Origin of the sequence: Acidaminobacterium chupaoyuni (genome assembly GCF_047936785.1) — a bacterium.
GTDB classification, from domain to species: Bacteria; Bacillota; Clostridia; order Oscillospirales; family Butyricicoccaceae; genus Acidaminobacterium; species Acidaminobacterium chupaoyuni.
The window spans coordinates 1,527,463-1,553,574 of sequence record NZ_CP176394.1; the positions used below are offsets into that span (position 1 = coordinate 1,527,463).

Here is a 26,112-nt window from a genome sequence, read left to right on the forward strand (position 1 = left end):
AAAGCGGCGGGGGTTTTACCCGTGGAAAGACGGAAAAGTGAGCCTTCTATCGTAGGATGGAATATTTAAAAGAATAAAAAGATTTTTTATGATTACGAAATATGATAGAATTAGACAAGAAAGAATGCAAAATTCCTATATAAGGAAAAATATTACAAAATGTATTGTAAAAGATTGTAAAAAATTGCAAAGCGAAAATACCATATTTTGCAAAAACGCGCTTGTAATTCACAATCTCTTGTGGTATTTTATAATTACGACGTCGCAAAGGAAAAGATTTGTAATTTGCAGGGAGCTGTTGACATGAATAAGGGAATTAAAGTTGTTTTGGCAGATGATAGCTTAGAATTTCGCACTTTGTTGAAAAACCACTTAGAGGATAACGATGAGATCACAGTGGTTGGAATGGCATCGGATGGAAACGAGCTGGTAAAGCTCACAGCAGAACAGCAGCCGGATATCATCATTACAGACACAATCTTGCCTCGTTTGGATGGTTTGGCGGCGATCAAAACAATCAACGGTTTAAAACTTGAAAAAAGGCCTGTGACCTTTGTTCTTTCCTCTTTTGCAAGCGAACAGATCACAGCGGAAGCCTCTATGCTGGGCATCGGTTACTTTTTGATGAAGCCCTGCGACATTGGTTCCATGGTGGAGCGGATCCGTAATTATTCCACTTTGCCAATTGCCGCGGCGGTAAAAACAAGAGCGGTGGATCCTCAGCTGGATATTGAAATTCGCGTAACGGAAGTGATCCATCAAATTGGCGTTCCCGCGCATATCAAAGGTTATCAATATCTCAGAGATGCGATTATTATGACCATTGAGAATATCGATGTGGTCAACGCCGTGACCAAAGTGTTATATCCGGGCGTTGCAAAAAAATATAAAACCACAAGTTCACGCGTTGAAAGGGCTATCCGTCATGCCATTGAGGTAGCATGGGATCGCGGAGATATCGAAGTGCTGCAAAGCTATTTCGGTTATACGGTTTCCAATATCAAGGGCAAACCCACAAACAGTGAATTTATTTCGATGATAGCGGATAAGCTGCGTTTACAGCTGAAATGCGGCTAAAAAGAACACCGCGTTACATGATGATGTACCACTCCTATGGTTTTGGAGTAAAAAAATAAGAGTGATAGGATCAAACGATTGCCGGAAAGAGAGGGTTTCTTTTTCCGGCAATCGTTTTTTATTTAAAATCTGTTATCCGGCGGTATTTTCTTCAACGATCTCACAGCAAAGCTGCCATGCGGCGGCGCGAATGGCAAGGGGCATATAATCCTGCGAAAAACGGGTGACAGGCAAGCGTTCGCGAACATTGGCGCCCATATGCTTCATTGTCATTTCCAGGGTTTCAAGGCAATGGATGGCGCCGTTGCCGCTTCCGCCGGCACAGGCCACCAGCATTATTTTTTTATCTTTCAGCCAGTGATTCTTTTTGCAATCGCAGCGTCTCACACGATCGAGCAATGCCTGCATCGGTTCGGAAGGGTCATGCCAATAAACGGGCGTTACCAGAATAATGCCGTCGGCTTCGGCCATCATCTTATAAACCCGGTTCATTTCATCATTTAAAACGCAGGAACCTTCGGCGCATTGGCCATAGCCGCTGTCGCATACCTGACAGCGCTGAATGGATAAACGGTTGAGGGGAATCTCATCGCAGGTCATGTTGAATTCAAGAACGCCGCCAACAGCGGCAGACTTACATTTAGCTGTTAAACCATTTTCGTTTGGGCTGCTCCAGATCACCAGTACTGACATTTACAAAACCTCCTTGTTTTTTCTATCGCTATCATAACCCAGAAAAAAAAATTCGGCAAGTTCCTATTTGAATTTTGCGGAAACCTGTGATAGAATAAAAGAATAAATATTCTAATATAGTAATAATAATTCAATATATTGGAAAATACGGTGAAGCAGACTTTTAAATATTCATTTGAAAGCCTGATGTAAAACAGGAGGGCAAAACATGAGATCATTTCTTGCGCATCGGTGCGAAAATGCCGAAAACGATGCATCGTCGCTGCTTTATCAAAAAGCAGCAAAGTATCACGACTTAATCGATTTAACGGTGGGGGATTTTGATCTGCCTACGCCCGCCGCTATTTTAGAGCCTGCGTTTGAAGATGCCTGGAAAGGGCACACAAAATATACGGCGACCCGCGGCGACCCGCTGCTTTGCCGCGAAATCGCCGATTATTATCGGCGGATGTATCAGGTGTCTTTAGAGAAAGAAGAAATTTTGGTGACGGCCGCGGGATGCATCGGGATGACGGAAGTTTTGCTTGCCGTTTTAAATCCGGGCGATGAAGTGATCGTACCGGATCCGATGTTCTTCATTTATCCGGATCAGATCCGCCTGGCAGGGGGCGTTCCCGTTTGCCTTCCCACCAGTGCGGAAGACGGCTTTTCTGTTGATCCTCACGCTTTGGAGGAAAAGATCACCACTAAAACAAAGGCGATTCTTCTGAACACCCCCAATAACCCCACGGGTGCGGTCTATTCTCAAGAAACCATGGAAAGAATCGGAGCGCTTTGCAAAAAATATGATCTGTTGGCCATCTGTGATGATATTTATACCGGCTATGTTTTTGGCGGGCAAAAATTTGCGCCGATGATAACGGTTCCGGGAATGCGTGAGCGCACCGTTTGCGTCAACTCTTTTTCAAAGAATTTTGTTATGACAGGCATGCGCGTGGGAAATATCGTGGCGCCTCGTGAACTTACACGGGCCGTGAAGCACCTCAATGATTTTATGATGTATACCGCGCCCGCGATCTCACAGCGCGCGGCGATCTATGCGCTCAGAAACGCCGAAGAAATCACGAAACCCATTGTGGATCAATTTGAACAGCGTCTGGAGTATGCCTGGAAGCGCTGCTGCGCAATCAAGGGCATGCAGGCGCATCGTCCGCAGGGAAGCATTTATCTGTTCCCCTCCATCAAACAAAGCGGGAAAAGCAGCTTGGAGGCCTGCGAGGCTTTGCTGGAAAAAGCCCATGTGCTGTTGATGCCGGGAAACGAGTTTGGCCAATGCGGCGAAGGATATGTTCGAATTGCGTGCACGCGCGAAATATCTGTGTTGAAAGCAGCCTTTGACCGCATAGAAGCGAGCCATGCGTTGGAATAACAAAACAAAAGAATCTATTTGGGCAAGCGGCGAGATGCTTTTATGAAAGCGTGAAACGCTTTGCCGTTCATGCCCAAAAACGATTCGGGCGGCTGAACACCGGAAACGCTTCTTACAGAAATCAGCCAGAAAAGCAAAAAAAGGCTTGACATTAACGGGCGGGGAATGCTATACTACAAAAGCTGACTGAAACGGACGCTTAGCTCAGCTGGCTAGAGCACCTGCTTGACGTGCAGGGGGTCAGGGGTTCAAGTCCCTTAGCGTCCACCATAAAACCCTGTAATCAATAGGTTACAGGGTTTTGTTTTATCTTGCGATAAAATGTAACGCATCAAAATTTTTCAGCAATGCTGCCGATCGGCAAAGGCGGCAAGGCGAAGATGTAAAAAATATTTTTGCGGCGAAGAGGGGATGAGCATATGATATTATCTGATAAGACTTTGCTGAAAATGCTGGCCGATAAGACTTTGGTCATCGAGCCGCTGGAAGAAGAGCAGGTTCAGCCCGCAAGCATTGATATTCGGTTGGGAAACACTTTCAGCGTGGTTGAAGATTCCTCTGCCGGCATCATCAATTTAGAAAATGAAATACGCTATAAAACCATCTCCAGCGATTCTTATCTTCTTTTGCCCAATCAATTCGTTCTTGCAACCACCATGGAATATTTCCGCCTGCCCAACGATTTGACGGCATTTGTAGAGGGCAGAAGCTCGCTTGGGCGAATGGGCCTGTTTATTCAAAACGCCGGTTGGGTCGATCCTGGTTTTGAAGGCGAGATCACGCTGGAACTCTATAACGCCAACCGCTGTGCCATTGAACTAAAGGCGGGCAGAAGAGTGGGGCAGCTTGTTTTCGCCAAAATGGATGGCGCCGCAAGCAATCCCTATAACGGAAAATATCAAAAGCAAAAAGGTGCCACAGGCTCAAAAGTTTTTCTTGATAAAGAAGTGGAATAGCCTGAAAGACAAAAATTCAAGCTCTTGGTGAAAATAAAAGGCATTGTTTGGATATCCGCCAAACATGCCTTTTTTGTCTATTATCCCACAGATGACAAGATAAACGGCAGTGGGTCCCTTAGAAAAACAGATCATGAATGGGCAAAGCGATTAAAGCTGTCATCAGAAAAAGAAAAGCGCATAATGGGAAAAATTTACTTTCCATCAATCCAGATATTCAACAATATAAAAAATATGATTTATAAAAGTTATAATTTACAGTATTGCCGTAAAATGGGGCGATTTTGATTGCGAACCGCCATTCGCTGTGGTATGATGAATGCAACAGACAGGAGGCGTTCATATGAAAGAGAATACAGAAGAAAAAAAGTATATTCAGTCTGTGGAACGCGCGCTGGGGATGCTTTCTTATGTGGCGGAACATGGCAGCGCACGGCTGGGCGAGATCAGCGAGGTTTCCGGTTTGAAGACTTCTACGACTTTTGGCCTGCTGCAAACGCTGGAGCATTGCGGCTATCTCTTTCGCGGGCAGGGTGGTATGGAATATAGTCTCGGCCTTGCCAGCCTGAAGTTGGGCCTCTGCTACAGCCGCAGCTCCGGCATGGCCGAAAAGATTCATGCATTGCTGACAGAGCTTGTCAAAGAAATTGACGAGACCGCCTATTTTGAGATCCGCATGGGCGAACGCTATTACTATTATGATGTCGTTCTTTCCACACAGCCGCTAAAAGTTGTGCCGGACGACGACTGTTTCATTGATTTGCCGGAAAACTCGGCGGTCACAAAGGCATATACCCATACAGATCCCGCATTCCGCTACGCAACCGACCTGGAGGGGGTGCAGGAAGGCCTGAACTGCTTCGCCGCGCCGTTCTACGCAAGCGGCACATTGCTGGGCTGCGTGGCGCTTTCCGGCCCAAGTTATCGCTTTACTCCTGCCAAAATGGAACAGGCATGGGATGCATATCAATCCGCACTGAAAAAACTGGGCATGGCAATCTGAAAGCATGGGGGGATTAAAATGATCGAATACAAAGATAAAACTTATATTTGCGCGTTGGATCTGGGCTTTGAGCAGATCCGCGGAAAATGGAAGGCCGTTATTCTGTGCCATCTGGGTGAGGGGCCGAAACGCTTTCTGGCTCTGCAGCGCATGACCGGTGGAATCAGCCAGAAAGTATTGAATGAGAGCCTGCGGGAGATGGAGGAAGAAGGGCTGATCCGCAAGAAAGTTTATCCGGAAACGCCGCCCCGGGTGGAATACTCTCTGACTGCCAAAGGGCAGGAATTGGTGCCGGCGCTCAAATCCATTGAGAGCTGGGCAAAGAAAAATTACCCGGAAGCACGCACCCCGGAGCTCTGAAAATTGTTATCATTTGAGGCATCTTATCAAAATCATTGGCTTGTTACATCGTTTGTCAGAGGTGCCGTTGATTCTTTTTATGACAGTGATATCTTGAAGCGCGCTTGGAAACAAATAAACATATTGACAAATCTTGATTTGGGGTGTATATATGTCATATCAGTTAAAGTTGATTTGAGGTGATGAAATGGAATCTTCCTATGAGAAAGACGCGAAGGTGTTTAAGGCTCTGTGCGATCCGCGCAGACTTGCAATTCTGGAGCGTCTGCGCAGCGGCGAGAAATGCGTATGCATGCTGCAGGAGGATATGGATATTGGCCAGTCCGGTCTTTCCTATCACATGAAGATTCTCTGTGATTCCGGAATCGTGGAAAGTCGGCAGGAGGGTAAATGGACGCATTACTGTCTGTCTGAGGCTGGGCGCGAATCGGCGATTTCTTTGCTTCGTCAGCTGACAACGCTGAATACTACACAAATGGGTGATTGCTGTAAGTAAAAGCCATCGATTCAGATGGCTTTCCTTACGGGCTATGCATCAAAAATTATTGATTTGACAAACTTGATAAGAGAGGTTTATGTATGGGCGTATGGGATTTTATTCAGAATCAAATTCTTGGCATGAAGTGGCTCAATGAAGTCATCGGTTCTCTGCTCTCCTCGCTGGGGGTGGACATCGCTTCCCGATGGGGAGGCAGCGTACAGTTCTTTCTTTATGATGTGATCAAAATCACGATTTTGCTCTGCCTGCTGATTTTCATTATCAGTTACATCCAGAGCTACTTTCCGCCGGAGCGCAGCAAAAAGATTCTCGGCCGCTTTCACGGCCTTGGCGCCAACTCCATCGCGGCGCTGCTCGGAACGGTGACGCCGTTTTGCTCCTGCTCCTCAATCCCGCTGTTTATCGGCTTTACGAGTGCCGGTCTGCCGGTGGGAGTGACATTTTCCTTTTTGATTTCCTCTCCGATGGTCGATCTCGGCAGCCTTATTCTGCTGATGAGTATTTTTGGCGCGAAGGTAGCGATAACTTATGTCATATTTGGCCTTATCGTGGCAGTTATCGGCGGCACAATCATTGAAAAATTGCACATGGAGCGCTATGTGGAGGATTTCATCAAAAACGCCAGCGGCGTTGACATTGAATCTCCGGAACTTACGAAGCGCGACCGCATGGTGTATGCGAAGGATCAGGTCGTCAGTACCTTTAAAAAGGTATTCCCGTATATTCTGGTTGGTGTAGGCATCGGCGCTGTGATCCACAACTGGATTCCGGAAAGTGCAATTGAAGCCGTACTTGGCGGCAACAATCCCTTCGGCGTCGTGCTGGCGACTATTATCGGCGTGCCGATGTATGCGGACATTTTTGGAACCATCCCCATTGCAGAAGCGCTGCTTGGCAAGGGTGCACAGCTTGGTACCGTGCTGTCCTTCATGATGGCAGTCACGACACTGTCGCTTCCTTCACTCATCATGCTGCGCAAGGCTGTCAAGCCGAAGCTGCTGGGATTGTTTATCGGAATCTGCACGGTAGGCATCATCATCGTCGGTTATCTTTTCAATGTGCTTCAGCCGTTGCTGGTATAAAGGAAAGCCGGAAGGCGGCAAATCGATACACATTGTTTTTGGAGGAGAATTGAAAATGGCTGCAAAATGGTATCCTGTTATTGATTACGCCGCATGCGTCGAATGCGGCACCTGTTCCGACTTTTGCCTGCACGGCGTCTATGACAAAAGCAAGTCTCCAACGCCAGTCGTTGTAAATCCAGACGGCTGCATTGACCATTGCCGCGGCTGCCAGAGTCAGTGCCCTGTGGGGGCAATCTCCTATGTCGGCGACGATGGCGGCGCAATGAAAGGTGGCTGCGGCTGCGGCGGAGGAAGCTGCTGTGGGCGATGACAACCGAACAAAAAGGCTGCCAACAACATTCAAAATTCTGATTCTGCTTATTATCATCGCGGTCATCGCCGGAATGTATTTCTGGAAGAATGCGTCAAAGTCACCTTCGGCGAATACGGAACCGACGACCTCTGCGGAATCTGCTGCAAAGGGAACCTACCCGCTGAAGATCACCGCGGTCGATCTGGAAGCAATCAAGGCCTACGGCGTGCCGACCGTTGTGGATTTCGGATCGGATTCCTGCATTCCCTGTAAAAAGATGGCCCCGGTACTGGAAACTTTAAATGCCGAGTGGCAGGGCAAGGCCGCTGTTCAGTTCATTGATGTTTGGAAATACACGGACGGTGTGGAGGATTTCCCAATCCAGGTTATTCCGACGCAGGTGTTTTTTGATGCGGACGGTACGCCCTTCGTCCCCAGCGAAAGTCTGCAAAAGCAAATTGAGTTTACGATGTATTCCAGCAAGGATACAGGCGAGCATGTGTTTACAGTCCATCAGGGCGGGATTACGGAAGAACAGATGCGGCAGATTTTTGCGGAAATGGGAGTAAAATGATGGACGCCTGGCTGAATCAGATTGCACAGGCAATCGCCGGGGATTTCTGGCTCGCGCCTTTGCTTGCATTGTTCGCCGGGATTCTGACCTCGTTTACGCCTTGCTCCCTGTCCAGTGTTCCGCTGGTGATTGGCTATGTGGGCGGAAGCGAAAGCCGGAATGCAAAAAAGGCGTTAGGTTATTCGGTGATTTTTGCGTTTGGAACCGCGATTGCCTTTCTCACACTGGGACTGATCGCGTCCTCGACGGGGAGACTGATGGGGAATTCATCACCTGTCTGGTATGGCTTTCTCGGTATCCTGATGATTTTGATGGCGCTGCAGACCTGGGGAGTGATCCACCTGATACCGTCTGCCAATCTGCTGTCTAAAAACAGACGGCGCGGTTGGCTCGGAGCGTTTTTGGCGGGTATACTGGCCGGAATCTTCGCTTCACCATGCTCAACACCTGTTTTGATCGCGCTGCTCGGTATGATTGCCGGAAAAGGGAGCCTCCTCTGGGGTATTCTGCTTATGCTGCTCTATTCCCTCGGACACAGCGCGCTTGTGATCATCGCGGGCACATCCGTGGGATTTGTTCAGAAGATCAGCGGCAGCGATGCCTACGGGAAGGCCGGAACCGCCATGACGGTCGTGATGGGCGCGCTGATTCTGGCAGTTGGTTTCTATATGTTCTGGCTTGCATTTTAACAACAATTTTTGGAGGTAATGAATATGTCTTTGTTTGGATTCGGCAAGAAAAAAGAAGAACAGCCCGCTTGCGGCTGCGGCGGAGCCTGTGAGCCCGAGAAGCCGGTGCAGAAAGCCCCTGCCTGCGCCTGCAACGGCTCTGTGGAAACATTTGAAGCAGATGCGGGTGCTGCGAAGGCAGCAACTGGCCTTGCCACCGTTAAGGTCCTTGGCAGCGGCTGCAAGAGCTGCCATGCGCTGCTGGTCAATACCAATGAGGCGCTCAAGGCGATGGCGGTTCCCTTTGAAGCGGAGTATGTCACGGACATGGCTACTGTCGCGTCCTACGGCGTCATGTCCACACCGGCTCTGGTCGTCAATGAAAAGGTGGTATCCATGGGTAAGGTATACAGCGCGGCTGAGGTTGAAAAACTGCTGCATAAGCTGGGATACTGATCGCCGGTTAACACGGCAGAATCACGGTGCCACGGAGGTGTTTATGGAGTTCAATTATGCGGACACTTCAAAAGTGCTCAAAGCGATATCTGATCCGAAACGCCTCCGCATTGTGGATATGCTGTCCTGCGGTGAGTTGTGTGCCATGGAGATACAGTCTGCATTTGATGTGGGGCAGTCGACAATCTCGCACGATATGAAAATTCTGATGGATGCGGAAATTGTGAAAGACAAAAAACGCGGGAAGTACACCTGTTACTCGCTGAATGAGGAATTGTTGATGTCTACGATGGATAGTATTCAAGAAATCTTCTCAAACAGCATTGGATGTATCTGCGAAACCATTAATCCAGTTTGCAAATAAAAGAAGGGCGTGGCAAGACACGCCTTTCTTTACACGAAACACATCGAAACAATTCGATATGAAGTTTAGGGGAGAAAATTATATGTCTAAAAATGAGAATGAGGGAATCAGTTTTTTCCAGAAGTATTTGTCTGTATGGGTTGCTCTGTGCATGGTGGTCGGCGTTCTGCTGGGGCACTGGCTTCCTGGCATCGGCACATTCTTAAACCAGTTTGAGTATTACAAAGTATCCATTCCCATGGCCATTTTGATCTGGATTATGATCTATCCGATGATGATAAAGGTCGATTTCAAGAGCGTGCAAAATGTCGGAAAGAATCCCAAGGGCCTTTATGTCACATGGATCACCAACTGGCTCATCAAGCCGTTCTCCATGTATGGCATTGCCGTACTCTTTTTCTTTGTCATTTTCAAGGGACTGATCGCGCCAGAACTGGCCACGCAGTATCTTGCGGGTGCGGTGCTGCTGGGCGCGGCGCCCTGCACGGCGATGGTGTTTGTCTGGAGTACGCTGACAAAGGGCAATCCGGCCTACACCGTCGTTCAGGTGGCCACCAACGATCTTATTATCCTGTTTGCCTTTGTTCCCATTGTCAAGTTCCTGTTGGGTGTTTCTAATGTCAGCGTTCCTTACAGCACGCTGATTCTCAGCGTAGTGCTGTTTGTGGTGGTGCCGCTGACTGCCGGGATTCTGACGCGGGTGCTGGTGGTGCGCAGCCGAGGTATGGAATACTTTGAAAAAAAGTTCGTACATAAATTTGACAGCGTAACCACGACCGGCCTGCTTCTCACGCTGGTGATGGTGTTTATGTTCCAAAGTGAAGTGATCCTCCATAACCCGCTTCATATTATCCTGATTGCGGTGCCACTGGTTCTTCAGACCTATCTGATTTTCTTTATCGCCTATTTTGCCTGCCGCATTCTGAAATTGCCTTATGACATTTCTGCACCTGCCGGCATGATTGGCGCATCCAACTTCTTTGAGCTATCGGTCGCGGTGGCAGTGGCGCTTTTTGGAACGACCAGCCCGGCGGCTCTTGCCACAACAGTCGGCGTCCTGACGGAAGTGCCTGTCATGCTGACACTGGTAAAAATTGCAAACAGAACAAAGGCATGGTTTCCTGCTAAATAATGCTGAAGTTCGCTTTACGAAACCAAAACGGGAAGTCGGATGAGAAAGAGATTATAAGAATTTCTGATAATTCCCAAGCAAAACCCTGATGATGAGAGCAATTGTATTTACAAAATTTGTAACAAAAATGGGAAATCCAACGCGAAATGCAGTATATTAAACCAAAATGGGAAGGAATGATTAACCTGACAACGGAGAACCAAAAGCCAAGAATCGCATTTATCTGTGTTCACAACTCCTGCCGCAGCCAGATGGCCGAAGCGTTGGGAAAACTGCTGGCAGCAGACATCTTTGAAAGCTATTCGGCAGGAACGCAGCTCAAGGATCAAATCAATCCTGATGCTGTTCGTGTGATAAAGCGACTATACAGCGTCGATATGACGCAAACACAACGGCCCAAACTGCTCACCGAGCTCCCGCCTATCGATGTGGTTATCACGATGGGCTGCGGCGTGGAGTGTCCTTATCTGCCCTGTGCCCGCCATGAGGATTGGGGTTTAGAGGACCCGACGGGTCAGGATGACGCCGCATTTGAACGCACAGCAAAGACCATAGAGTCAAAGATTAAGGAACTGAGAGAATTGCTGAATTAATAGTGATTTCACATTTCGTTTTGTACTTTTAATCTGCTGATTTCGACGATCAACAGGAAAAAGCGGTATTCAGGGCTACAGCCTTGAACACCGCTTTTTGTTGTCTTTGGGGAAGACAGTACATCCGCGGAGAAGTAATCCCAAAAGAAGCGTGTTGTCCATTTCATCAGCCACCCAGATATCACGGCGCTGTAGCCGGATACACCTTCCGTTTCTTACCGCAAGGTGTGTGCCACACCAAAAAGTGCCTACTTGCGCGGAATCCAATGCAAAGCTATGCTGATACTGCACGCCGGACATCGGCTGCAGAAAGCAGGATACAGCATGAAAGCAGACCGGGTACAGGCATTCAGCGATGGCATCTTTGCCATTTTGATTACGATATTGGTTTTGGAATTCAGGCTCCCCAGATATCCGACCGGAAAGTTGGCGACAGCGGCGCTGGCACAGTGGCCGATCCTTTTCGCCTATGTTCTGACATTTTCCTACATTGGCATCCTTTGGCTGTTTCACCATGATTTGTTCTGCTGTATCGAAAAGACAAGCCCGAAGCTGAATGTGCTGAATCTCCTTTCCATCTTTTTAACAACGCTGCTCAACTACTCCATGTCCCTTTTGGCGGACAGTCTTGTGACGCAAAACAAAGCGGATATGCGTTTTGCGTTTGCACTCTACGCCGCGGTGGCAATGAGCATTTCGGCATCCTACTTCTGGCTTTACTCCTATTTGCGAAAAAACAAGGATTTGCTTTCGACGGAAGGCTATGCCGTTTGTTTCTCAACTGTAAGGCGACTTCCCCTTGCAAGCACGCTGATCTATGCGGCAGCTTTTGGGGCATCGCTGTTTTCCACCGCAGTCGGTGCCATGTTTTTGCTGATTGGAATCGGTTTTCACGGCTTTGCCTATTGGAAAACCTCTCGCGTGCAAAACAGCTGATGGATGGAATAATCAAAATCTTACCTCCAGGTGCGTGCCATACCAAAAAGTGCCTACTTGTGTAATTGTTTGCTCGATGATACGATAATGGCGCAATAAATAAGTATAAAAAATAAAATTTACATCATTGTAGAAATTATAATGGAAAGGACGCACCAATATGAAATTCGATCATCTTTTTACTGCCGGGCGGATCGGCACAATGGAGGTCAAAAACCGCCTGATCGTTCCACCGATGCTGACGGAATATGCAAACGAGGACGGCAGCCTGTCAGACCGCTACATCCGTTATTATGAGGAAAAGGCCAAAGGCGGCTGGGGCCTTATCATCTGCGAGGACACTTCAGTCGATGAATTCGGCGCGGGTTTTAAAAATCTTCCCGGCATCTGGAAGGATGAATTTATCCCGCGTCACCGCGAGCTTACCGACCGCGTTCATCAGTATGGCGCGAAGATCGCCGTGCAGGCGTATCATGCGGGACGCGAATCCGGCAGCGCCATCAAAGGCCGCCGGCCGGTGGCTCCCTCTGCGATTCAGGACCCCACCGAACCCGAAACACCCCATGAGCTTACCATAGAGGAGGTCAGGGAACTGGTCGAAAAGTTTGCCCAGGGCATCCGCCGCGGGCGGGATGCCGGATACGACGCTGTCGAGCTGCATGGCGCACACGGTTATCTCATCAATCAGTTCGTTTCGCCGTTTTCCAATAAGCGCACCGATGAATACGGCGGCAACCTGCGCAACCGCCTTCGTTTTCCGCTGGAAATCATTGCCCGCGCCAAAGAACTGGTCGGCGAAAGCTATCCGATTATTTATCGCATTTCTGCCGATGAGATGGTGGAGGGCGGCCTGACGATCGAAGACACCAAGGTCATCGCGCAGATTCTGGAGGAAGCCGGTGTGGCGGCTCTGCATGTTTCCGCGGGTGTTTACAAAAGCGGATCCATCGTTTCCGCGCCATCCGCAGTGAGAACTGCGCCATTCTCCGATTACGCGCAGCAGATCCGCCGTCTGGTGAAAATTCCGGTTTTCGCCGTTGATAAAATTATTTACCCGGAAGTGGCGGAAAGCCTGCTGCGGGAGGGCAAGGCCGACTTCATCGCCATGGGCCGTGCCTCTATTGCCGATCCGGAGCTGCCAAACAAGGTGCACGAGGGCCGTCTTGACGAAATTCTGCCCTGCATCGGCTGCTGGCAGGGCTGTCAGGGTAAAATCGCCGTGCAGGAGCCGGTATCCTGTCTTGTCAATCCCCGCACAGGGAAAGAAGAAACCTACACCATTCGCAAGGCAGAGAAATCCAAAAAGGTCATGGTCATCGGCGGTGGCCCTGCCGGGATGGAGGCTGCCATTGTGGCAGCAAAGCGCGGGCATGATGTGACACTGTATGACAAGGCTGACCGTCTTGGGGGCCAGTGGCTGCTGGCCGCGGTGCCTCCCGGAAAGGAAATGCTGAACTCCTTCACCGTTTGGCAGAAAGGCGAGCTGATCCGCAGCGGTGTGAAAGTGCTGCTGAACACGGAAGTCACCGCGGAACTGGCGGCAGCGGTCATGCCTGATGCCATTATCTATGCGGCCGGAGCAACGCCGTCTGTTCCGCCGATTCCCGGCGTGGAAAAGCCCTTTGTGTATACGGCAGAGGACATTCTTTCCGGCAAAGTCGATTTCAGGGGCCATGCAGTCGTCATCGGCGGCGGCATCGTGGGCGCAGAGACGGCCGAGCATCTGGCGGTTCACGGCTGTACCGTGACCATCATCAAGCGCAGTGCCGACATCGCGGGCGACCTGCCCGGCGCGCCGCGGCACTTCCTGATGGAGTCTTTGAAGCGATACGAGGCAGAGCTTCTGGAGAACACGAAAACGCTGGAGATTACGGATCATGGCGTTCTGACCGAAAAAAACGGCATTCAGCGCCTGATCCCCGCCGATCTTGTGGTGGTGGCATCCGGATCGCGTTCCAACGCCGCGCTGGCAAAGGAACTGGAAGACAAATATCCTGTGACAGTCGTTGGGGATGCTTTCGCAGTCGGCAAGGCGCTGGATGGCATTGACGCGGCTTATCAAGCCGCACTGGAATTATAAAATAATAGGAGGAACAAATCATGACATACACAGGCCCTGTTTTTCGTCCGCCCTTTGAGGCGAATTCTGTTCTGATCGAGGTCACTTCCGGCTGCAGCCACAATGCCTGCACCTTCTGCACCATGTATCATGGCGTTCCATTCCGCATGGCGGCCATGGAGCAGATCGAGCATGATCTTTTGGAGATGCGCCGCGTCTATCGCTCGGCAAAACGGATCTTTTTGACGGGTGCTGATCCGTTTGTGCTTAGTGCAGATAAGCTGAAAACCATTGCGGAAAAAGTTAATGAAATCTTTCCGGAGGTTGAAACCATCGCCATGTACGCCTCTGTGAAAAACATTATGAGCAAAACAGATGAAGAACTGCGCCAGCTTCGCGCGCTCAAGATCAACGAGCTGAATATCGGCATCGAATCCGGTATGGACAAAGTGCTGAAGCACCTCAATAAAGGATTTACACTGGAAGAAGCCCGCACCCAGCTCAAGAGGCTGAATGCGGCGGGCATCGACTTTTCTGCCAACATCATTCTCGGCGCGGCCGGAACGGAAAAATGGATGGAGAATGCCGTTGCCAGCGCACAGCTGCTCAATGAGGTCAAGCCCTATCTGATTTTCCTTGCGACCCTGCATGTGGATGCCGGAAGCCCGCTGTACGAGGAAGTCAAAGCGGGTGCTTTTGCAGAAAACACGCTTGGCCAGAACATTCAGGAAGAACTGGAATTTCTCAAGCGCCTGGAACTGGATGGCACTGCCTTCTTTGGCCTGCATACCTCCAATGTGGTTCCTGTTGCCGGTACGCTGCCTGAGGATAAGGATAAGCTCATTGAAATGCTGGAAAAGGGCATGGCCAAAATTCCTGCCCGGATTCTCAATTCCAATCCGGAAAAAGGCTATGAGGGGATGGCGATTCTCGAATGAGCGAGCAGACCTATGTGACTTTGTCCAATGGCGTCAAAATGCCTCAGCTGGGCCTTGGCGTTTATGGTGCTGAAGACGGCGCCGAGACGGAGCACGCGGTTTTGTGGGCGCTGAAAGCGGGATACCGTCATTTCGATACTGCTGCTGCCTATGGCAATGAACGCGGGGTCGGAAGCGCATTGAAGAAAAGTGGATTCAATAGAGGCGATGTGTTCCTTACAGGGAAGATCTGGAACAGCCATATCCGCGCCGGACAAACACTTCCTGCTTTTTATCAGACGCTGGAAAACCTCGGCACGGATTATCTGGATCTCTGTCTGCTGCACTGGCCGGTGGAGGGCAAGGAAGAAGCGTGGGAAACACTGGCGCAGCTTTATGAGCGGGGGGATATCCGTGCCATCGGCGTGAGCAACTTTCATGTCCATCACTTGAACGATCTGATCCGTGCGACCGGCGTCAAGCCAATGCTGGATCAGGTGGAGTCTCATCCGCTGATGAACAATCAGGCACTGATCGACGCCTGCCAAAAGGCGGGGATTGCGGTGGGGGTCTGGAGCCCGCTGGGCGGTCCCCGCGTTCCGCTGCTGGAAGATCCGGCGCTGCAGGCACTGGCCGCCAAATACGGCCGCACGCCTGCGCAGATCGTTTTGCGCTGGGATCTTCAGCGCGGTGTGGCCGTTATTCCCAAGTCCGTTCACCGCGATCGCATCGCATCCAACGCGCAAATTTTCGACTTTGCGCTGACAGAGGAAGATATGGCGCAGATTCAGTCCCTGGATATGGGATTGCGCGTCGGGCCGGACCCGGATCATTTCGATTTTTGATTCTTTCAGCGGGGCGTTTGGTGAAAGCATTGCCATAAATACTTCAACTTTGAAATTTTCTCTTGACAAATGTTCAAAGTTGAAGTATTGTGTTGGTATTGACAGAAGAGAGGTAACGATATGTTGAAAGTAGTCGCAAAGAATTATGCCGATCTGAATCATTTGGATGAGATATTATCTCTCTGCCGGGAACTGGTGGAGATCACCCGCGGGGAAAAAGGCTGCATCAGTTATGGAGTGTATCAGGATGCTGAGCATCCCGAACTGCTGACCATGATTGAGGAGTGGAAAAGCCGTGAGGATTTGGACACCCACCTGCACGCCGAGCATTTCACCCGAATCGTGCCGCAGCTGGGCAGGCTGATGACGCAGGCGACCGATCTGAATGTTTATGAGCAGATCATCTGATATGAAAAGAGGAACCCTTATGAACGCATCTCCCATGGGCGCCGCAACCTACACTTCCCATCTGCGCACAAAGATCAATGAATTTCTGCGCGATGAACTCAAGGCCTGCGGCCACGGCGAACTGGTGCCGAGTTATGGCTCCGTGCTTTCCGTCGTCTACAAAAACAACGGAAAGGTGCAGATCAAAACCATCTATGATTCGCTCTGCAAGCAGAAAACCACGATCACCGAAAGTATCAACCGTCTGGTTCGGCTGGGCTATCTGACAAAGGAGACTTGCCCCACCGACGCCCGCTGCACCTATGTGCAGGCAACCGAGAAGGCGCTGGCGTTTCGTCCCGACTTCGACCGGATCTCGGCCGAGCTTCGGGAAAAGATCTTCGGCGGCTTTTCCGAGGAGGAACAGCAGCAGTTCGTGGAAAGAATGGTGCGAGCCATCGAAAACTTCAACTGAAAAAGGCTGTCTGAGAAAGCTCAGACATCTTTTTTAGACATATAGTTCAACATTGAATTCAAGATTGAATAAAATGAATAAAAGGAGATCTGTAAAATGGCAAAAGTAATTTTACTCAGCGGCAGCCCCAACGCAGAGGGCAACACCGTTCAGGTGTTGCGCGAGTGTGCAAAGGTCATCGAAGCAAACGGCGTGGAAGCCGAGGTGATTTCCCTCGCCAATATGAAACTGCACGACGCCATGGATTTCACCAGCGGCGACGACGGCTTCGACGCCGTCATTGCCAAGATCAAAGAGGCTGACGGCCTGATTGTGGGCGGCCCGGTCTACTGGGGCACGGTTCGCGCCCAGATGATGACGGCGCTCCAGCGCATTGCGATGGCGTCCGCCCAGCAGGGTAACTTTCTCTCTCGCATGGTGGGTGGCCCCATCGCCATCGCTCGCCGCGGCGGCAGCACAACTTCACTTCAGGAGATGATGATGTTCTATCTTTCCAACGACATGATTGTCCCCGGCTCCACCTACTGGAACATCGTGTTCGGTCAGGCGCCCGGCCAGGCTTTGCAGGATGAAGAAGGCATGAACGCGATCCGCCGTTTCGGCGAGAATGTAGCATTTCTGATTCGGAAAATCAAAGAATAAGGAGAGTTAAATATGAAAAATATTGGAAACATTATAGGGCTGTATCCGATGCCGGACACGGTGGTCGGAACCATGCAAAACGGCAAGGTCAACTGGATGAATGTGGCGCATGTGGGTATCTGGGGAATGGAGTGCATGATGCTGAGCATCGGCAAACCACATTACACGGCAAGAGCGTTTCATGTGGGAGGCAATCTTTCCATCAATCTGGTGGATGAATCCATGCTGGTGAAGGCTGATTATGTTGGCATTGTTTCGGGAGAAACGGTCGATAAATCCAATGTGTTCCCGATTTTTTACGGGCAGCTGCCGGATGCGCCGCTGATCGAGAACGCACCTGTCGCCATGGAGTGTGTGATCGAGGAAATCCATGAGACAAAAACGCACCTGAACTGTATTGTGCGCCCCGTCAACACCTATGTCCGGGAGGACGCTCTTGCTGAAAACGGCAAAATCGATTTTGAAAAGATTCATCCCATCTTGTTTGAGATGCAGCAGACCCGTTATCTCCGCACCGGTGATGCGGTGGGGCGCTGCTGGAATATTGGAATGTCTCTGAAAAAATAAGGAGGAACTCATTATGCCTGTTATCACATTTGAAGGAGAAAAACTGACCAAGGAGCAGAAAATCGCACTGATTCACAATCTCACCAAAACAGCCTCGGAATCCACCGGAATTCCGGATCGCTTCTTCAGCGTCGTGCTTCACGAACAGCCTGCGGAGAACCTTGGCTTTGGTGGCGAGACGGTGGAAGAACTGAAAGCAAGACTCAAGAAATAATATTCGAGAAAAATGATTGGAGGAAAAATTATGAACGCAATTTTTGCCCGTAAAAGTGTCCGCAGCTACACTGACCGTCCCGTTTCCCGGGAGGATCTGCGCGATCTGCTCCATGCCGGCATGAGCGCGCCCACCGCCATGAACGACCGCCCCTGGCAGTTCATTCTGGTCACCGACAAAGCGCTTCTTGCAAAGTTGCCCATGGATAATTACACGCAGGCTGTAAAAGACGCGCAGGCCGCCATCGTTGTCTGCGGCGACAACAACAAGGATTTCAACGGCGCAGGCTTCAATATTATCGATTGCACAGCCACTGTTGAGAATATTCTCGTGGAGGCTGCCGATAGGGGCCTCGGTTCCGTCTATTACGCGGCCTATCCCATGGAGAACCGTATGGCGCATCTGCGCGAGGTGTTTTCGCTGCCAGAGAACATCGTTCCTTACGCCGTGCTGCCCATCGGCTGGCCGGAAAAGCAGCCGGAAGCATCCGACCGCTATGATGCTTCCATGGTACACGAGAACCGCTGGTAAATTGAAGGAGAGCGCCGGTTTCACGCCGACGCTTCTGCCGTTTTACAGGAAAGGAAGTAAGTTTATGAATTCTATTTTTCAGCGCCGCAGTGTGCGTACCTATCTGGAAAAACCGGTGGAGCCGGAGAAGATCGAAAATCTGCTTCGCGCCGCTATGCAGGCGCCCTCCGCGGGAAATCAGCAGGCGTCGGAATTTCTTGTGGTGCAAAATGCAGCCGCTCTCGAACAGCTTTCCCAGATGAGCCCGTATGCCGGTTTGCTTGCGAAAGCACCGCTGGCGATCGTCTTACTTGGCAACACCGACCGGATGAAATTTTCAGAAAACTGGGAGCAGGATCTGGGCGCCGCGGCGGAAAACCTGCTGCTGGAGGCCACAGAGTTGGGATTGGGCGCTGTCTGGCTGGGCGTGCATCCGCTGAAAGAACGGATCAATGCCGTTAAGTCCCAGTTCTCTTTGCCCGAAAAGCTGAGACCGTTTGCCGTTGTCGCCGTCGGCTACCCAAAGGAGGGAAACGCCAATCATTTTGTTGATCGGTGGAACGCGGAGCGTGTTCATTATGAAAAGTTCTAAATTGTTATCCTCTCTTTTTCGGTGTGGATGTGGACGCGAGGGATTCCTTCGGCGGAATCGCACTCCACGCGGCCATGTTTCAGGATGATATAAAGATTGTCCAGGCGTTGATCGACTATGGATTTGATGTCAATGCCCAGAAAATCGCAAATGGATTCACACCGCTTCATGACGCCGTAGGGGCTGATAATCTGTCGGCAGCCAAGCTCCTGATTGAAAACAGGCCCGACCCTTCCATCCCGAACAAGGATGGTCAGCCCCGGCAGAGTGTATCCGCTGCGGCAAGCGCGACTCCCCGCAGGGCGTTAGCTGCGTATATCTCCGCGGTGACAAAATGAGAGCATCGCCCTTGCAATGAAGAAGATGTTTTAAAACCGATTGATACAGCGAAACCTGTCATAGAAGTTTCGATTAAATGAGAGCATGTAACATGGCAAGCGAATTGAATTACTATGACGACAGGCGCTCAACGCCGGCAATACACGCCGGGTTGGGCGCCTGTTCATATTTTGCGGGCAGATAAAAAATGCAAAATTACCGGCAATTCTCGCTCTGATTGCCGCGCGGGTGGAGTTGTGCGCCTCTGTGTGGCCTTTGTGCGATCCGGCGGGGAATATACTCGCCGCGTCGGTGATCACATTTGAGAACGCCTGGCAAGAGAACAATCGGTGACAAATTGTTCTGGGATATAGTTGTTTCTGTTCACAGAGAACGAATTCTTTCACCTTAACCAAAATTCAACCCTGAAATCTGTGTAAACAGCGGTGCACAGATAAAATGCAGCAAAAACCCCCTGAAATCATTGATTTCAAGGGGTTGGTGCGCCTGAAGGGACTCGAACCCACACGCATTGCTGCACGAGAACCTAAATCTCGCATGTCTACCAATTCCATCACAGGCGCATATGTAGTTTTTCTCTGTTTTTACACGGGGAGAAGACCGAGGCGGAGTGTTATGCTTGATCCGCAGTTATAAAAACAGGCAGTGCATGTCTTCAACGATATCGTGGCGGCAGGTTGTTTACGGTGGCCGCAAAATAAGCAAAAACAGTATAGCATATTTCAAAAAACGCGTCAAACGGAAGATTCATCTCGGCAGGCAAATCAAACGGAAGTTTCCCCAAATGAAATGCGTTTTCACAGTGATCTGAAAATTTTATCATGATGGGGGCTTGAAAAATTTATCAAAAAATGATATATTGAATATCTTTATCGAATCTGATAAAATTTTACATTTTTAAAACAGGGGAGGCATGAGAGATGATCGAACTGAAGAAGGTAAGCAAGACCTTCAAAGTGGCAAAGCGCAGTGGTGGTTTTTCAGAGGCGGCCAAGGCGTTGTTCCGCAAAGAATATACCTATATTCCCGCGCTGCAGGAGGTATCGTTTACCATAAACGATGGTGAAATGGTGGGTTATATCGGCCCCAACGGCGCCGGAAAAAGCAGCACCATAAAAATCATGAGCGGCATTTTAACGCCGGATAGCGGTCAGTGCGTCATCAACGGCCGCATACCCTGGAAGGATCGAATTGCGCATGTGAAGGATATCGGCGTGGTTTTCGGCCAGCGCTCTCAGCTTTGGTGGGATGTACCCGTCATCGACAGCTTCGAACTGATCCGTGATATTTATCAGGTAGAAGACGCCGCTTATCAGAAAACCGTTTCACAGCTTACAGAGCTTTTGAACATCGGTGAAATTATCAAAACGCCCGCCAGACAGCTTTCTTTAGGCCAGAGAATGCGGTGTGAAATTGCGGCATCTTTATTGCATAACCCGAAGATCCTTTTTCTGGATGAGCCAACCATCGGTTTGGATGCCGTTTCAAAAATCGCCGTCAGAGATTTCATCAAAGCGCTCAATCGCGAAAACAAAACGACCGTCATACTGACCACTCACGATATGCAGGATATCGAGGCCCTGACAGACAGGATTCTGCTGATCGGGAAGGGGAAGATTCTTCTGGATGGCTCTTTTGATGAATTGAAAACACGCAACGCCACCCATAAGACCCTGGTCGTGGATTATATCGGGGAAAAACTCCCCGTCTGCGAATCGATGACGGTGGTCAAAGATATGGGCGGCCACGCCGAAATCATGATCGATACGGCGGTTCTTTCTGTTTCTCAAGCGATCACCGCCATTTCGGCCCGGACAGAGATCAAAGATATTTCCGTCGTGGGGGAAACCGTGGATGAAATGGTGGTTTCGCTTTATAAGGAATTTCAGCTATGAAAAAATATCTTTCCTTTTTTCGCATCCGTTTTATTGCGGGGCTTCAATATCGGGCCGCGGCGTGGGCCGGCATGGTTACGCAAGTGGCATGGGGCAGCATGACGCTGCTGATGTTCTGGGCGTTTTATCAGGGCGGAAAAGAGCAGTTTCCCATGACTTTTTCCGAATTATCCAGCTATATCTGGATGCAGCAGGCTTTTCTGGCCATGTTTATGGCATGGTTTTTCGATAACGATCTGTTTGAAAGCATCACCACCGGCAGCATTGCTTATGAATTATGCCGCCCCTGCGATCTTTACACCATGTGGTTCATAAAAAATATGGCTATCCGGCTTTCGCGAACAGCGCTGCGCTGCGCTCCCGTGCTTTTGATCGCTTCTTGTTTGCCCGAGCCGTTTGGCTTGTCGCTGCCGCCAAACGCGGCAATGGGGCTGCTGTTTCTTTTTTCTCTGATTCTTGGCTTCCTGGTGCTGATATCCTTTTCCATGCTGATCTATATTTCCGCTTTTTACACGATTTCACCGATGGGAATACGGATCCTCGCCATTCCGATCGTAGAATTTTTCGCGGGTTCGGTCATGCCCATCCCGTTTTTCCCCAAAGCGCTGCAGCCGGTTTTTTACAGCCTGCCGTTTGCTTCCATGCAGAACACGCCGTTTTTGATCTATGCCGGGCATCTGGGCGGCGCAGAAGCGCTGCGGCGCATTGCGCTTCAGCTTTTCTGGTTTGCGGCGCTGCTGATCGTCGGCCGGATGCTGATGAAACGGGCGCTGAAAAAAGTCGTCGTGCAGGGGGGATAAGACATGAAACTTTATATAAGATATATTGGGATGCTGCTGAAATCACAGATGCAATATAAAGCCTCATTTTTTATGATGGCGCTGGGGCAGTTCTTGATTTCATTCACGGCATTTCTTGAAATCTACTTTATGTTCTCGCGTTTCCACACTGTAAAGGGGTTTGCCTTTTCAGAAATTCTGATCTGTTTTGCCATTGTGCTCACGGCATTTTCCGTCACCGAATGCTTTGTCAGAGGGTTTGATGTGTTCCCAAGGCTGATACGCAGCGGGGATCTGGATAGAATTCTGGTGAGACCCCGCAGTGAGATTTTTCAGGTGCTCACTTCAAATGTCGATTTCACCCGCATGGGAAGGCTGATCCAGTCGATTTTGGTGCTGCTCTATGCCATCCCAGCCAGCAAAATCAGCTGGAGCTTTGATAAGATCGCCACAATGGTGCTGATGATTGCGGGCGGCATGGCTGTTTTCACCGCCTTGTTCGTTTTATATGCGGGCATCAGCTTTTTCACCATCGAGGGCTTGGAATTCATGAATATTTTCACGGACGGCAGCCGGGAATTCGGCAAATATCCGCTTTCGATCTATGGGGAAGGCGTGCTTAAATTTTTCACTTATGTGATCCCCATTGCTTTGTTTCAATATTATCCGTTTCTCTATCTCACCGGAAGATCCGATCAGGTGGGGTTTGCTTTTTTGCCGCTGGCGGGGTTTTTTTTTCTGATACCCTGCTATGGATTTTTTAAGTTCGGTTTGAGAAAATATAAATCGACGGGTTCGTGAAAGATCTTTGGCTCACGGGCGGCATCCTATTATTTACAGGCGACAACTTCATAATACATAGTTTACAGCAAGGGCAAAAAAATGATAAACTAAATTATGATATAAAAAAACAGGGGGAATAGGATGCAAAGAATTTTTAAGTATACAAAAGCTCAAGAAAGTGATTATGTTTTTACCACTTTGTTGATTTTCTCGGGAATGCTGATCGTGTTTGCCTTTATAACGGCGACTCCCGCGGAAATTTTCAAAGGCATGATCGTCATTTTAACAGAACCCGCGCGTCTGGTAACGGATTATATGGAATTGGCCGGTATCGGCGCCGCTTTTTTTAACAGCGGAATTTTAATGCTGTTTTCTATTTTTCTTTTGAAAATGCTGCATCTTCCGTTTACGGGGATGAGCGTATCCTGCTGTTTTTTGATGGGCGGTTTTGCTCTGTTTGGCAAGAACCCGTTTAATGTGCTGCCGATCTTATGCGGCGCGTGGCTTTATTCGCTTTATCGCAAAGAAAAATTCAGCAAATATATTTATATCGCGTTGTTTGGCACAACTTTATCGCCCATCGTTACAGAAATGTCTTTGGCCGCCGCGCAGTGGAAAGGAATTTTCCGCCTTGCGTTTCCTTTGGTGGTGGGCATCTTGATCGGTTTTGTTTTGCCGGGGATCTCTGCCTACACACTGCGTGTCCATCAGGGCTATAACCTTTATAATGTGGGGTTTGCCGCCGGCATGGTGGGCGTGGTTTTGGTTTCCATGCTCAAATCTTTCGGCAACGAATACAGCACCCGCCTGCTGTGGAGCAGCGGAAACAACCTTGTGCTGGGCGTTTTTCTGTTTTTGATTTTTGGCGTTATGATTTTATTGGGGTGGTATTGCAACGATAAAAGCTTCAAAGGTGTTGTTCATATCACGCGCCATTCCGGCCGTACCATTGCAGATTTCATCGTGATGGATGGATACCCGGTCACGCTGATGAATATGGGCATTGTGGGCGCTTTTTCCACCGCATTTGTGATTTTATCCGGCGGCGCTTTAAACGGCCCCACCATCGGCGGCATTTTTACCATTGTGGGGTTTGGTTCCTTTGGCAAACACATGAAAAACATCATCTGGGTGATGCTTGGCGCTGTGATTGCCACCGCGCTTTCCGTGAGAAATATCAGTGAGCCCGCGGTGCTGTTGGCGGTGCTGTTTTCCACGGGGCTTGCGCCTATTGCGGGCCACTACGGCCCCATGTGGGGCATAGTCGCGGGGATGATGCACGCATGGGTCGTTTTGAATGTGGGCGGTATTTTCGGCGGGTTAAACCTATATAACAACGGGTTTGCGGCAGGTCTTGTTTGTATTGTTCTGCTGCCGCTGATCCAATCATTGCGAAAAGAGGATGGAAGATGAATAAGACAAGAGAAAAAGTAAGCCGCATTATCGATGAAATTTTGATGTTTCAGTTCAATGCCGGCATAACAGATACGCATATGGATCTCCGCAAAGAAGAAAACGGGTTTCGCATTGTTTTCACGGCGAACTGTGAAAACCGCGAGCAGGGCGCCAAACAGGTGGAAACCCTGAACCGTTTTTTGAAAGTTGAAAAAAACGAAGCGGTGGAAGCTTATTTTTGGGAACTGGCAGGCGATGATGAAGGCTGTGATGATTCCGAACTGCAGTTGATCGGACAGATGCTCGATGAAGCGGATGCGCGTATGGAAAGCAACCTGATGATCATTTCAATGTTCAAAAAATTTTAAAAGCGCGTTTTTTCACGCGCGGAAAAGATCCCTTTGCTTCATAAGGGCCGCTTTGCATCAGGGCGGCTCTCAGGCTGCAAGGGGATCTTTTTTGCTTATTTCAAAAGGGTTTCGATCAGCTGCTGGGTTTGCTTCGTCAAAGCGTCAAAATCCAGATGAGGGTGATAAAGTTCTTCCAGCTTATCATGATATTTTTTGGTGTTGGCCAGTTCGTCGCAAGCTTCCTGCATCAGCGAAAGCTGAAGCTTTTGGAAAAGACGGATGCGGCCGCGGATGGGGCGCAGCGATTTATTTTCCACCACACCGGCCAGATTGATGCGTCGCGCGGAATCACCGGAATATTGAAACGCACAGTTGCTGGAAACAAAGGCCAATGACAGGGCGGGGATAATCAGATGCTGTAAATGCTCGGGCAAAAGCGGGTCATAACAGGCATAAACTTCATATCCGTTTTTCAAGGCCGCTTTTAAGATCGGCTCCAAAAATTGCGGGGCGAAACCATAAGGGTCTTCCAGTTCATAGATTTTCCCCGCCAGAGCCTGCGCAGATTCATAATAACAGATCAGCCCATGGGGCGTGATGCCGCCCAAAAAGCGGCGATGACATTTGCCGGTTCCCGAAGATTTTGGAATTTCACGGCCGATAATGCCTTTTGCGCGTTTTTCCAGATGATCCATGAAAGAAATATCAGCGACTTCATGATAGATCAGCTCTGAAAATTTCCCCGCCGCGGCCAACAGGCGATAGACTTGAGCATATTGCCCGGCAAGCGCGGCATTGGTGTTTTGAAGTTCTTCTTTTTTTGCTTTCAGTTCCATGGGGGCCAAAAACGGCGGCGCCGTGATATAAGCGCCCTGCGCGCCGGGGAAAGTCATTTCGATCACATGGGGGGCGGTTCCGTCATAAACGGCAACGCCTTTTTTATGAAAACGAACGCCATCCAAAGAATCGGGGTCAGAAGAGCAGGGGATGATCTCACAGGTTTCCCCCTGCTCGATGCCATGGGCTAAAAAGCGTTTCATCGAGGTGGATTTTCCGCATCCGGGGCCGCCTTTATGGATGTAGTTGAAGTGGATATCCGGGTCTGTTACGGCATCTTCAAAATAGGAATAGAATCCATAAGCCGAGTTGGCGCCCAGAAAAAAGCGGTATTCCAAAGGTTCATATGCCACGATTTGTTTCCTCCTATTTCTGTTTTCACGCCATCCTATGCAAAACAGAAACAAAAGTGCGAAAGATCCTTCTGAAAAGCGCAAAAGAAAAGCAGCCCTTCGGCGGTTTGCCAAAG

33 protein-coding genes and 2 tRNA genes are annotated in these 26,112 nt (G+C 49.6%); 32 read left to right on the plus strand and 3 right to left on the minus strand.

Translation table 11 applies throughout. The features are described from left to right. Positions 1-303 precede the first annotated feature (303 nt). Positions 304-1,077 (plus strand): sporulation transcription factor Spo0A, encoded by a 774-nt coding sequence (gene spo0A / locus ACJA3I_RS07265; protein ID WP_458861947.1) that lies wholly within the window; start codon positions 304-306, stop codon positions 1,075-1,077. 132 nt (positions 1,078-1,209) lie between these two features. On the opposite strand, the gene ACJA3I_RS07270 is transcribed toward spo0A, so the two are convergent. Next, positions 1,210-1,770: a flavodoxin family protein gene (locus tag ACJA3I_RS07270; protein WP_458861948.1), complete on the minus strand. Its 561-nt coding sequence runs from the start codon at positions 1,768-1,770 to the stop codon at positions 1,210-1,212. A 208-nt stretch (positions 1,771-1,978) separates the two neighbouring features. Between ACJA3I_RS07270 and ACJA3I_RS07275 the strand changes: the two genes are divergently transcribed. The 26 genes from ACJA3I_RS07275 to ACJA3I_RS07400 all read left to right on the plus strand — a co-directional run bounded on the left by ACJA3I_RS07275 (position 1,979) and on the right by ACJA3I_RS07400 (position 19,603). Continuing rightward, positions 1,979-3,139 carry an aminotransferase class I/II-fold pyridoxal phosphate-dependent enzyme gene (locus ACJA3I_RS07275; protein ID WP_458861949.1) on the plus strand — a complete coding sequence of 387 codons (1,161 nt, stop codon included), beginning with the start codon at positions 1,979-1,981 and terminating at the stop codon, positions 3,137-3,139. Positions 3,140-3,332: 193 nt separating this feature from the next. After that, positions 3,333-3,409: transfer RNA gene (locus ACJA3I_RS07280), tRNA-Val, on the plus strand. A gap of 149 nt (positions 3,410-3,558) precedes the next feature. Next, the gene (gene dcd, locus ACJA3I_RS07285; protein WP_458861950.1) at positions 3,559-4,095 is read left to right on the plus strand and encodes a dCTP deaminase; all 537 of its coding nucleotides are present in this window, start codon (positions 3,559-3,561) and stop codon (positions 4,093-4,095) included. 343 nt (positions 4,096-4,438) lie between these two features. Beyond that, positions 4,439-5,098, plus strand: coding sequence for an IclR family transcriptional regulator (locus tag ACJA3I_RS07290; RefSeq protein WP_458861951.1), 660 nt, complete (start codon positions 4,439-4,441; stop codon positions 5,096-5,098). Positions 5,099-5,116: 18 nt separating this feature from the next. Continuing rightward, positions 5,117-5,458 carry a winged helix-turn-helix transcriptional regulator gene (locus ACJA3I_RS07295; protein WP_458861952.1) on the plus strand — a complete coding sequence of 114 codons (342 nt, stop codon included), beginning with the start codon at positions 5,117-5,119 and terminating at the stop codon, positions 5,456-5,458. 187 nt (positions 5,459-5,645) lie between these two features. Continuing rightward, the gene (locus ACJA3I_RS07300; RefSeq protein WP_458861953.1) at positions 5,646-5,954 is read left to right on the plus strand and encodes an ArsR/SmtB family transcription factor; all 309 of its coding nucleotides are present in this window, start codon (positions 5,646-5,648) and stop codon (positions 5,952-5,954) included. 83 nt (positions 5,955-6,037) lie between these two features. Continuing rightward, the gene (locus ACJA3I_RS07305) at positions 6,038-7,039 is read left to right on the plus strand and encodes a permease (RefSeq protein ID WP_458861954.1); all 1,002 of its coding nucleotides are present in this window, start codon (positions 6,038-6,040) and stop codon (positions 7,037-7,039) included. 55 nt (positions 7,040-7,094) lie between these two features. Further along, entirely contained in the window at positions 7,095-7,352 is a 258-nt protein-coding gene (locus tag ACJA3I_RS07310) for a 4Fe-4S dicluster domain-containing protein (RefSeq protein ID WP_458861955.1), read from the plus strand. Continuing rightward, positions 7,342-7,908 carry a thioredoxin family protein gene (locus ACJA3I_RS07315; RefSeq protein ID WP_458861956.1) on the plus strand — a complete coding sequence of 189 codons (567 nt, stop codon included), beginning with the start codon at positions 7,342-7,344 and terminating at the stop codon, positions 7,906-7,908. The genes ACJA3I_RS07310 and ACJA3I_RS07315 overlap by 11 nt, the downstream gene beginning before the upstream one ends. After that, positions 7,905-8,597: a cytochrome c biogenesis protein CcdA gene (locus ACJA3I_RS07320; protein WP_458861957.1), complete on the plus strand. Its 693-nt coding sequence runs from the start codon at positions 7,905-7,907 to the stop codon at positions 8,595-8,597. Before ACJA3I_RS07315 ends, ACJA3I_RS07320 begins: the two co-directional genes overlap by 4 nt. Before the next feature lie 24 nt (positions 8,598-8,621). Then, a complete protein-coding gene (locus tag ACJA3I_RS07325; protein WP_458861958.1) occupies positions 8,622-9,032 on the plus strand; it encodes a thioredoxin family protein in 411 nt (136 codons plus the stop codon). Between the two features lie 43 nt (positions 9,033-9,075). Continuing rightward, positions 9,076-9,396: an ArsR/SmtB family transcription factor gene (locus ACJA3I_RS07330; protein WP_458861959.1), complete on the plus strand. Its 321-nt coding sequence runs from the start codon at positions 9,076-9,078 to the stop codon at positions 9,394-9,396. Between the two features lie 82 nt (positions 9,397-9,478). Beyond that, positions 9,479-10,528 carry an ACR3 family arsenite efflux transporter gene (gene arsB, locus ACJA3I_RS07335; protein ID WP_458861960.1) on the plus strand — a complete coding sequence of 350 codons (1,050 nt, stop codon included), beginning with the start codon at positions 9,479-9,481 and terminating at the stop codon, positions 10,526-10,528. Between the two features lie 146 nt (positions 10,529-10,674). Beyond that, entirely contained in the window at positions 10,675-11,121 is a 447-nt protein-coding gene (locus ACJA3I_RS07340; RefSeq protein ID WP_458861961.1) for an arsenate reductase ArsC, read from the plus strand. A gap of 324 nt (positions 11,122-11,445) precedes the next feature. After that, entirely contained in the window at positions 11,446-12,057 is a 612-nt protein-coding gene (locus ACJA3I_RS07345; RefSeq protein WP_458861962.1) for a TMEM175 family protein, read from the plus strand. A gap of 160 nt (positions 12,058-12,217) precedes the next feature. Next, the gene (locus ACJA3I_RS07350) at positions 12,218-14,137 is read left to right on the plus strand and encodes an oxidoreductase (RefSeq protein WP_458861963.1); all 1,920 of its coding nucleotides are present in this window, start codon (positions 12,218-12,220) and stop codon (positions 14,135-14,137) included. Positions 14,138-14,157: 20 nt separating this feature from the next. Next, the gene (locus ACJA3I_RS07355) at positions 14,158-15,054 is read left to right on the plus strand and encodes a radical SAM protein (RefSeq protein ID WP_458861964.1); all 897 of its coding nucleotides are present in this window, start codon (positions 14,158-14,160) and stop codon (positions 15,052-15,054) included. Continuing rightward, positions 15,051-15,878: an aldo/keto reductase gene (locus ACJA3I_RS07360; protein WP_458861965.1), complete on the plus strand. Its 828-nt coding sequence runs from the start codon at positions 15,051-15,053 to the stop codon at positions 15,876-15,878. Before ACJA3I_RS07355 ends, ACJA3I_RS07360 begins: the two co-directional genes overlap by 4 nt. Positions 15,879-15,998: 120 nt before the next feature. Next, complete coding sequence (locus ACJA3I_RS07365; RefSeq protein ID WP_458861966.1) at positions 15,999-16,286, plus strand: putative quinol monooxygenase; 288 nt, start codon at positions 15,999-16,001, stop codon at positions 16,284-16,286. A 19-nt stretch (positions 16,287-16,305) separates the two neighbouring features. Beyond that, entirely contained in the window at positions 16,306-16,740 is a 435-nt protein-coding gene (locus tag ACJA3I_RS07370) for a MarR family winged helix-turn-helix transcriptional regulator (RefSeq protein WP_458861967.1), read from the plus strand. A gap of 96 nt (positions 16,741-16,836) precedes the next feature. After that, entirely contained in the window at positions 16,837-17,382 is a 546-nt protein-coding gene (locus tag ACJA3I_RS07375; RefSeq protein ID WP_458861968.1) for a flavodoxin family protein, read from the plus strand. Between the two features lie 12 nt (positions 17,383-17,394). Next, complete coding sequence (locus ACJA3I_RS07380; protein WP_458861969.1) at positions 17,395-17,949, plus strand: flavin reductase family protein; 555 nt, start codon at positions 17,395-17,397, stop codon at positions 17,947-17,949. Positions 17,950-17,962: 13 nt separating this feature from the next. Beyond that, positions 17,963-18,163: a 4-oxalocrotonate tautomerase DmpI gene (gene dmpI / locus ACJA3I_RS07385; RefSeq protein ID WP_458861970.1), complete on the plus strand. Its 201-nt coding sequence runs from the start codon at positions 17,963-17,965 to the stop codon at positions 18,161-18,163. 30 nt (positions 18,164-18,193) lie between these two features. Then, positions 18,194-18,694 (plus strand): nitroreductase family protein, encoded by a 501-nt coding sequence (locus ACJA3I_RS07390; RefSeq protein ID WP_458861971.1) that lies wholly within the window; start codon positions 18,194-18,196, stop codon positions 18,692-18,694. Further along, on the plus strand, positions 18,660-19,265 hold the full coding sequence (locus tag ACJA3I_RS07395; RefSeq protein ID WP_458861972.1) for a nitroreductase family protein: 606 nt from the start codon (positions 18,660-18,662) through the stop codon (positions 19,263-19,265). Before ACJA3I_RS07390 ends, ACJA3I_RS07395 begins: the two co-directional genes overlap by 35 nt. Positions 19,266-19,288: 23 nt before the next feature. Then, complete coding sequence (locus ACJA3I_RS07400) at positions 19,289-19,603, plus strand: ankyrin repeat domain-containing protein (protein ID WP_458861973.1); 315 nt, start codon at positions 19,289-19,291, stop codon at positions 19,601-19,603. Positions 19,604-20,082: 479 nt separating this feature from the next. Here the strand turns inward: ACJA3I_RS07400 and ACJA3I_RS07405 are convergent. Continuing rightward, positions 20,083-20,167, minus strand: a tRNA-Leu gene (locus ACJA3I_RS07405). Between the two features lie 357 nt (positions 20,168-20,524). On the opposite strand from ACJA3I_RS07405, the gene ACJA3I_RS07410 reads away from it, so the two are divergent. From ACJA3I_RS07410 to ACJA3I_RS07430, 5 genes are all read left to right on the plus strand, one after another. Continuing rightward, complete coding sequence (locus ACJA3I_RS07410; RefSeq protein WP_458861974.1) at positions 20,525-21,499, plus strand: ABC transporter ATP-binding protein; 975 nt, start codon at positions 20,525-20,527, stop codon at positions 21,497-21,499. Next, a complete protein-coding gene (locus tag ACJA3I_RS07415) occupies positions 21,496-22,299 on the plus strand; it encodes an ABC transporter permease (protein ID WP_458861975.1) in 804 nt (267 codons plus the stop codon). Before ACJA3I_RS07410 ends, ACJA3I_RS07415 begins: the two co-directional genes overlap by 4 nt. Before the next feature lie 3 nt (positions 22,300-22,302). Next, the gene (locus ACJA3I_RS07420) at positions 22,303-23,079 is read left to right on the plus strand and encodes an ABC transporter permease (protein ID WP_458861976.1); all 777 of its coding nucleotides are present in this window, start codon (positions 22,303-22,305) and stop codon (positions 23,077-23,079) included. Positions 23,080-23,202: 123 nt separating this feature from the next. Further along, a complete protein-coding gene (locus tag ACJA3I_RS07425; protein ID WP_458861977.1) occupies positions 23,203-24,474 on the plus strand; it encodes a DUF1576 domain-containing protein in 1,272 nt (423 codons plus the stop codon). Then, positions 24,471-24,824, plus strand: coding sequence for a hypothetical protein (locus ACJA3I_RS07430; protein ID WP_458861978.1), 354 nt, complete (start codon positions 24,471-24,473; stop codon positions 24,822-24,824). Before ACJA3I_RS07425 ends, ACJA3I_RS07430 begins: the two co-directional genes overlap by 4 nt. 95 nt (positions 24,825-24,919) lie before the next feature. On the opposite strand, the gene ACJA3I_RS07435 is transcribed toward ACJA3I_RS07430, so the two are convergent. After that, positions 24,920-25,996 (minus strand): hypothetical protein, encoded by a 1,077-nt coding sequence (locus ACJA3I_RS07435; RefSeq protein WP_458861979.1) that lies wholly within the window; start codon positions 25,994-25,996, stop codon positions 24,920-24,922. Positions 25,997-26,112 lie beyond the last annotated feature (116 nt).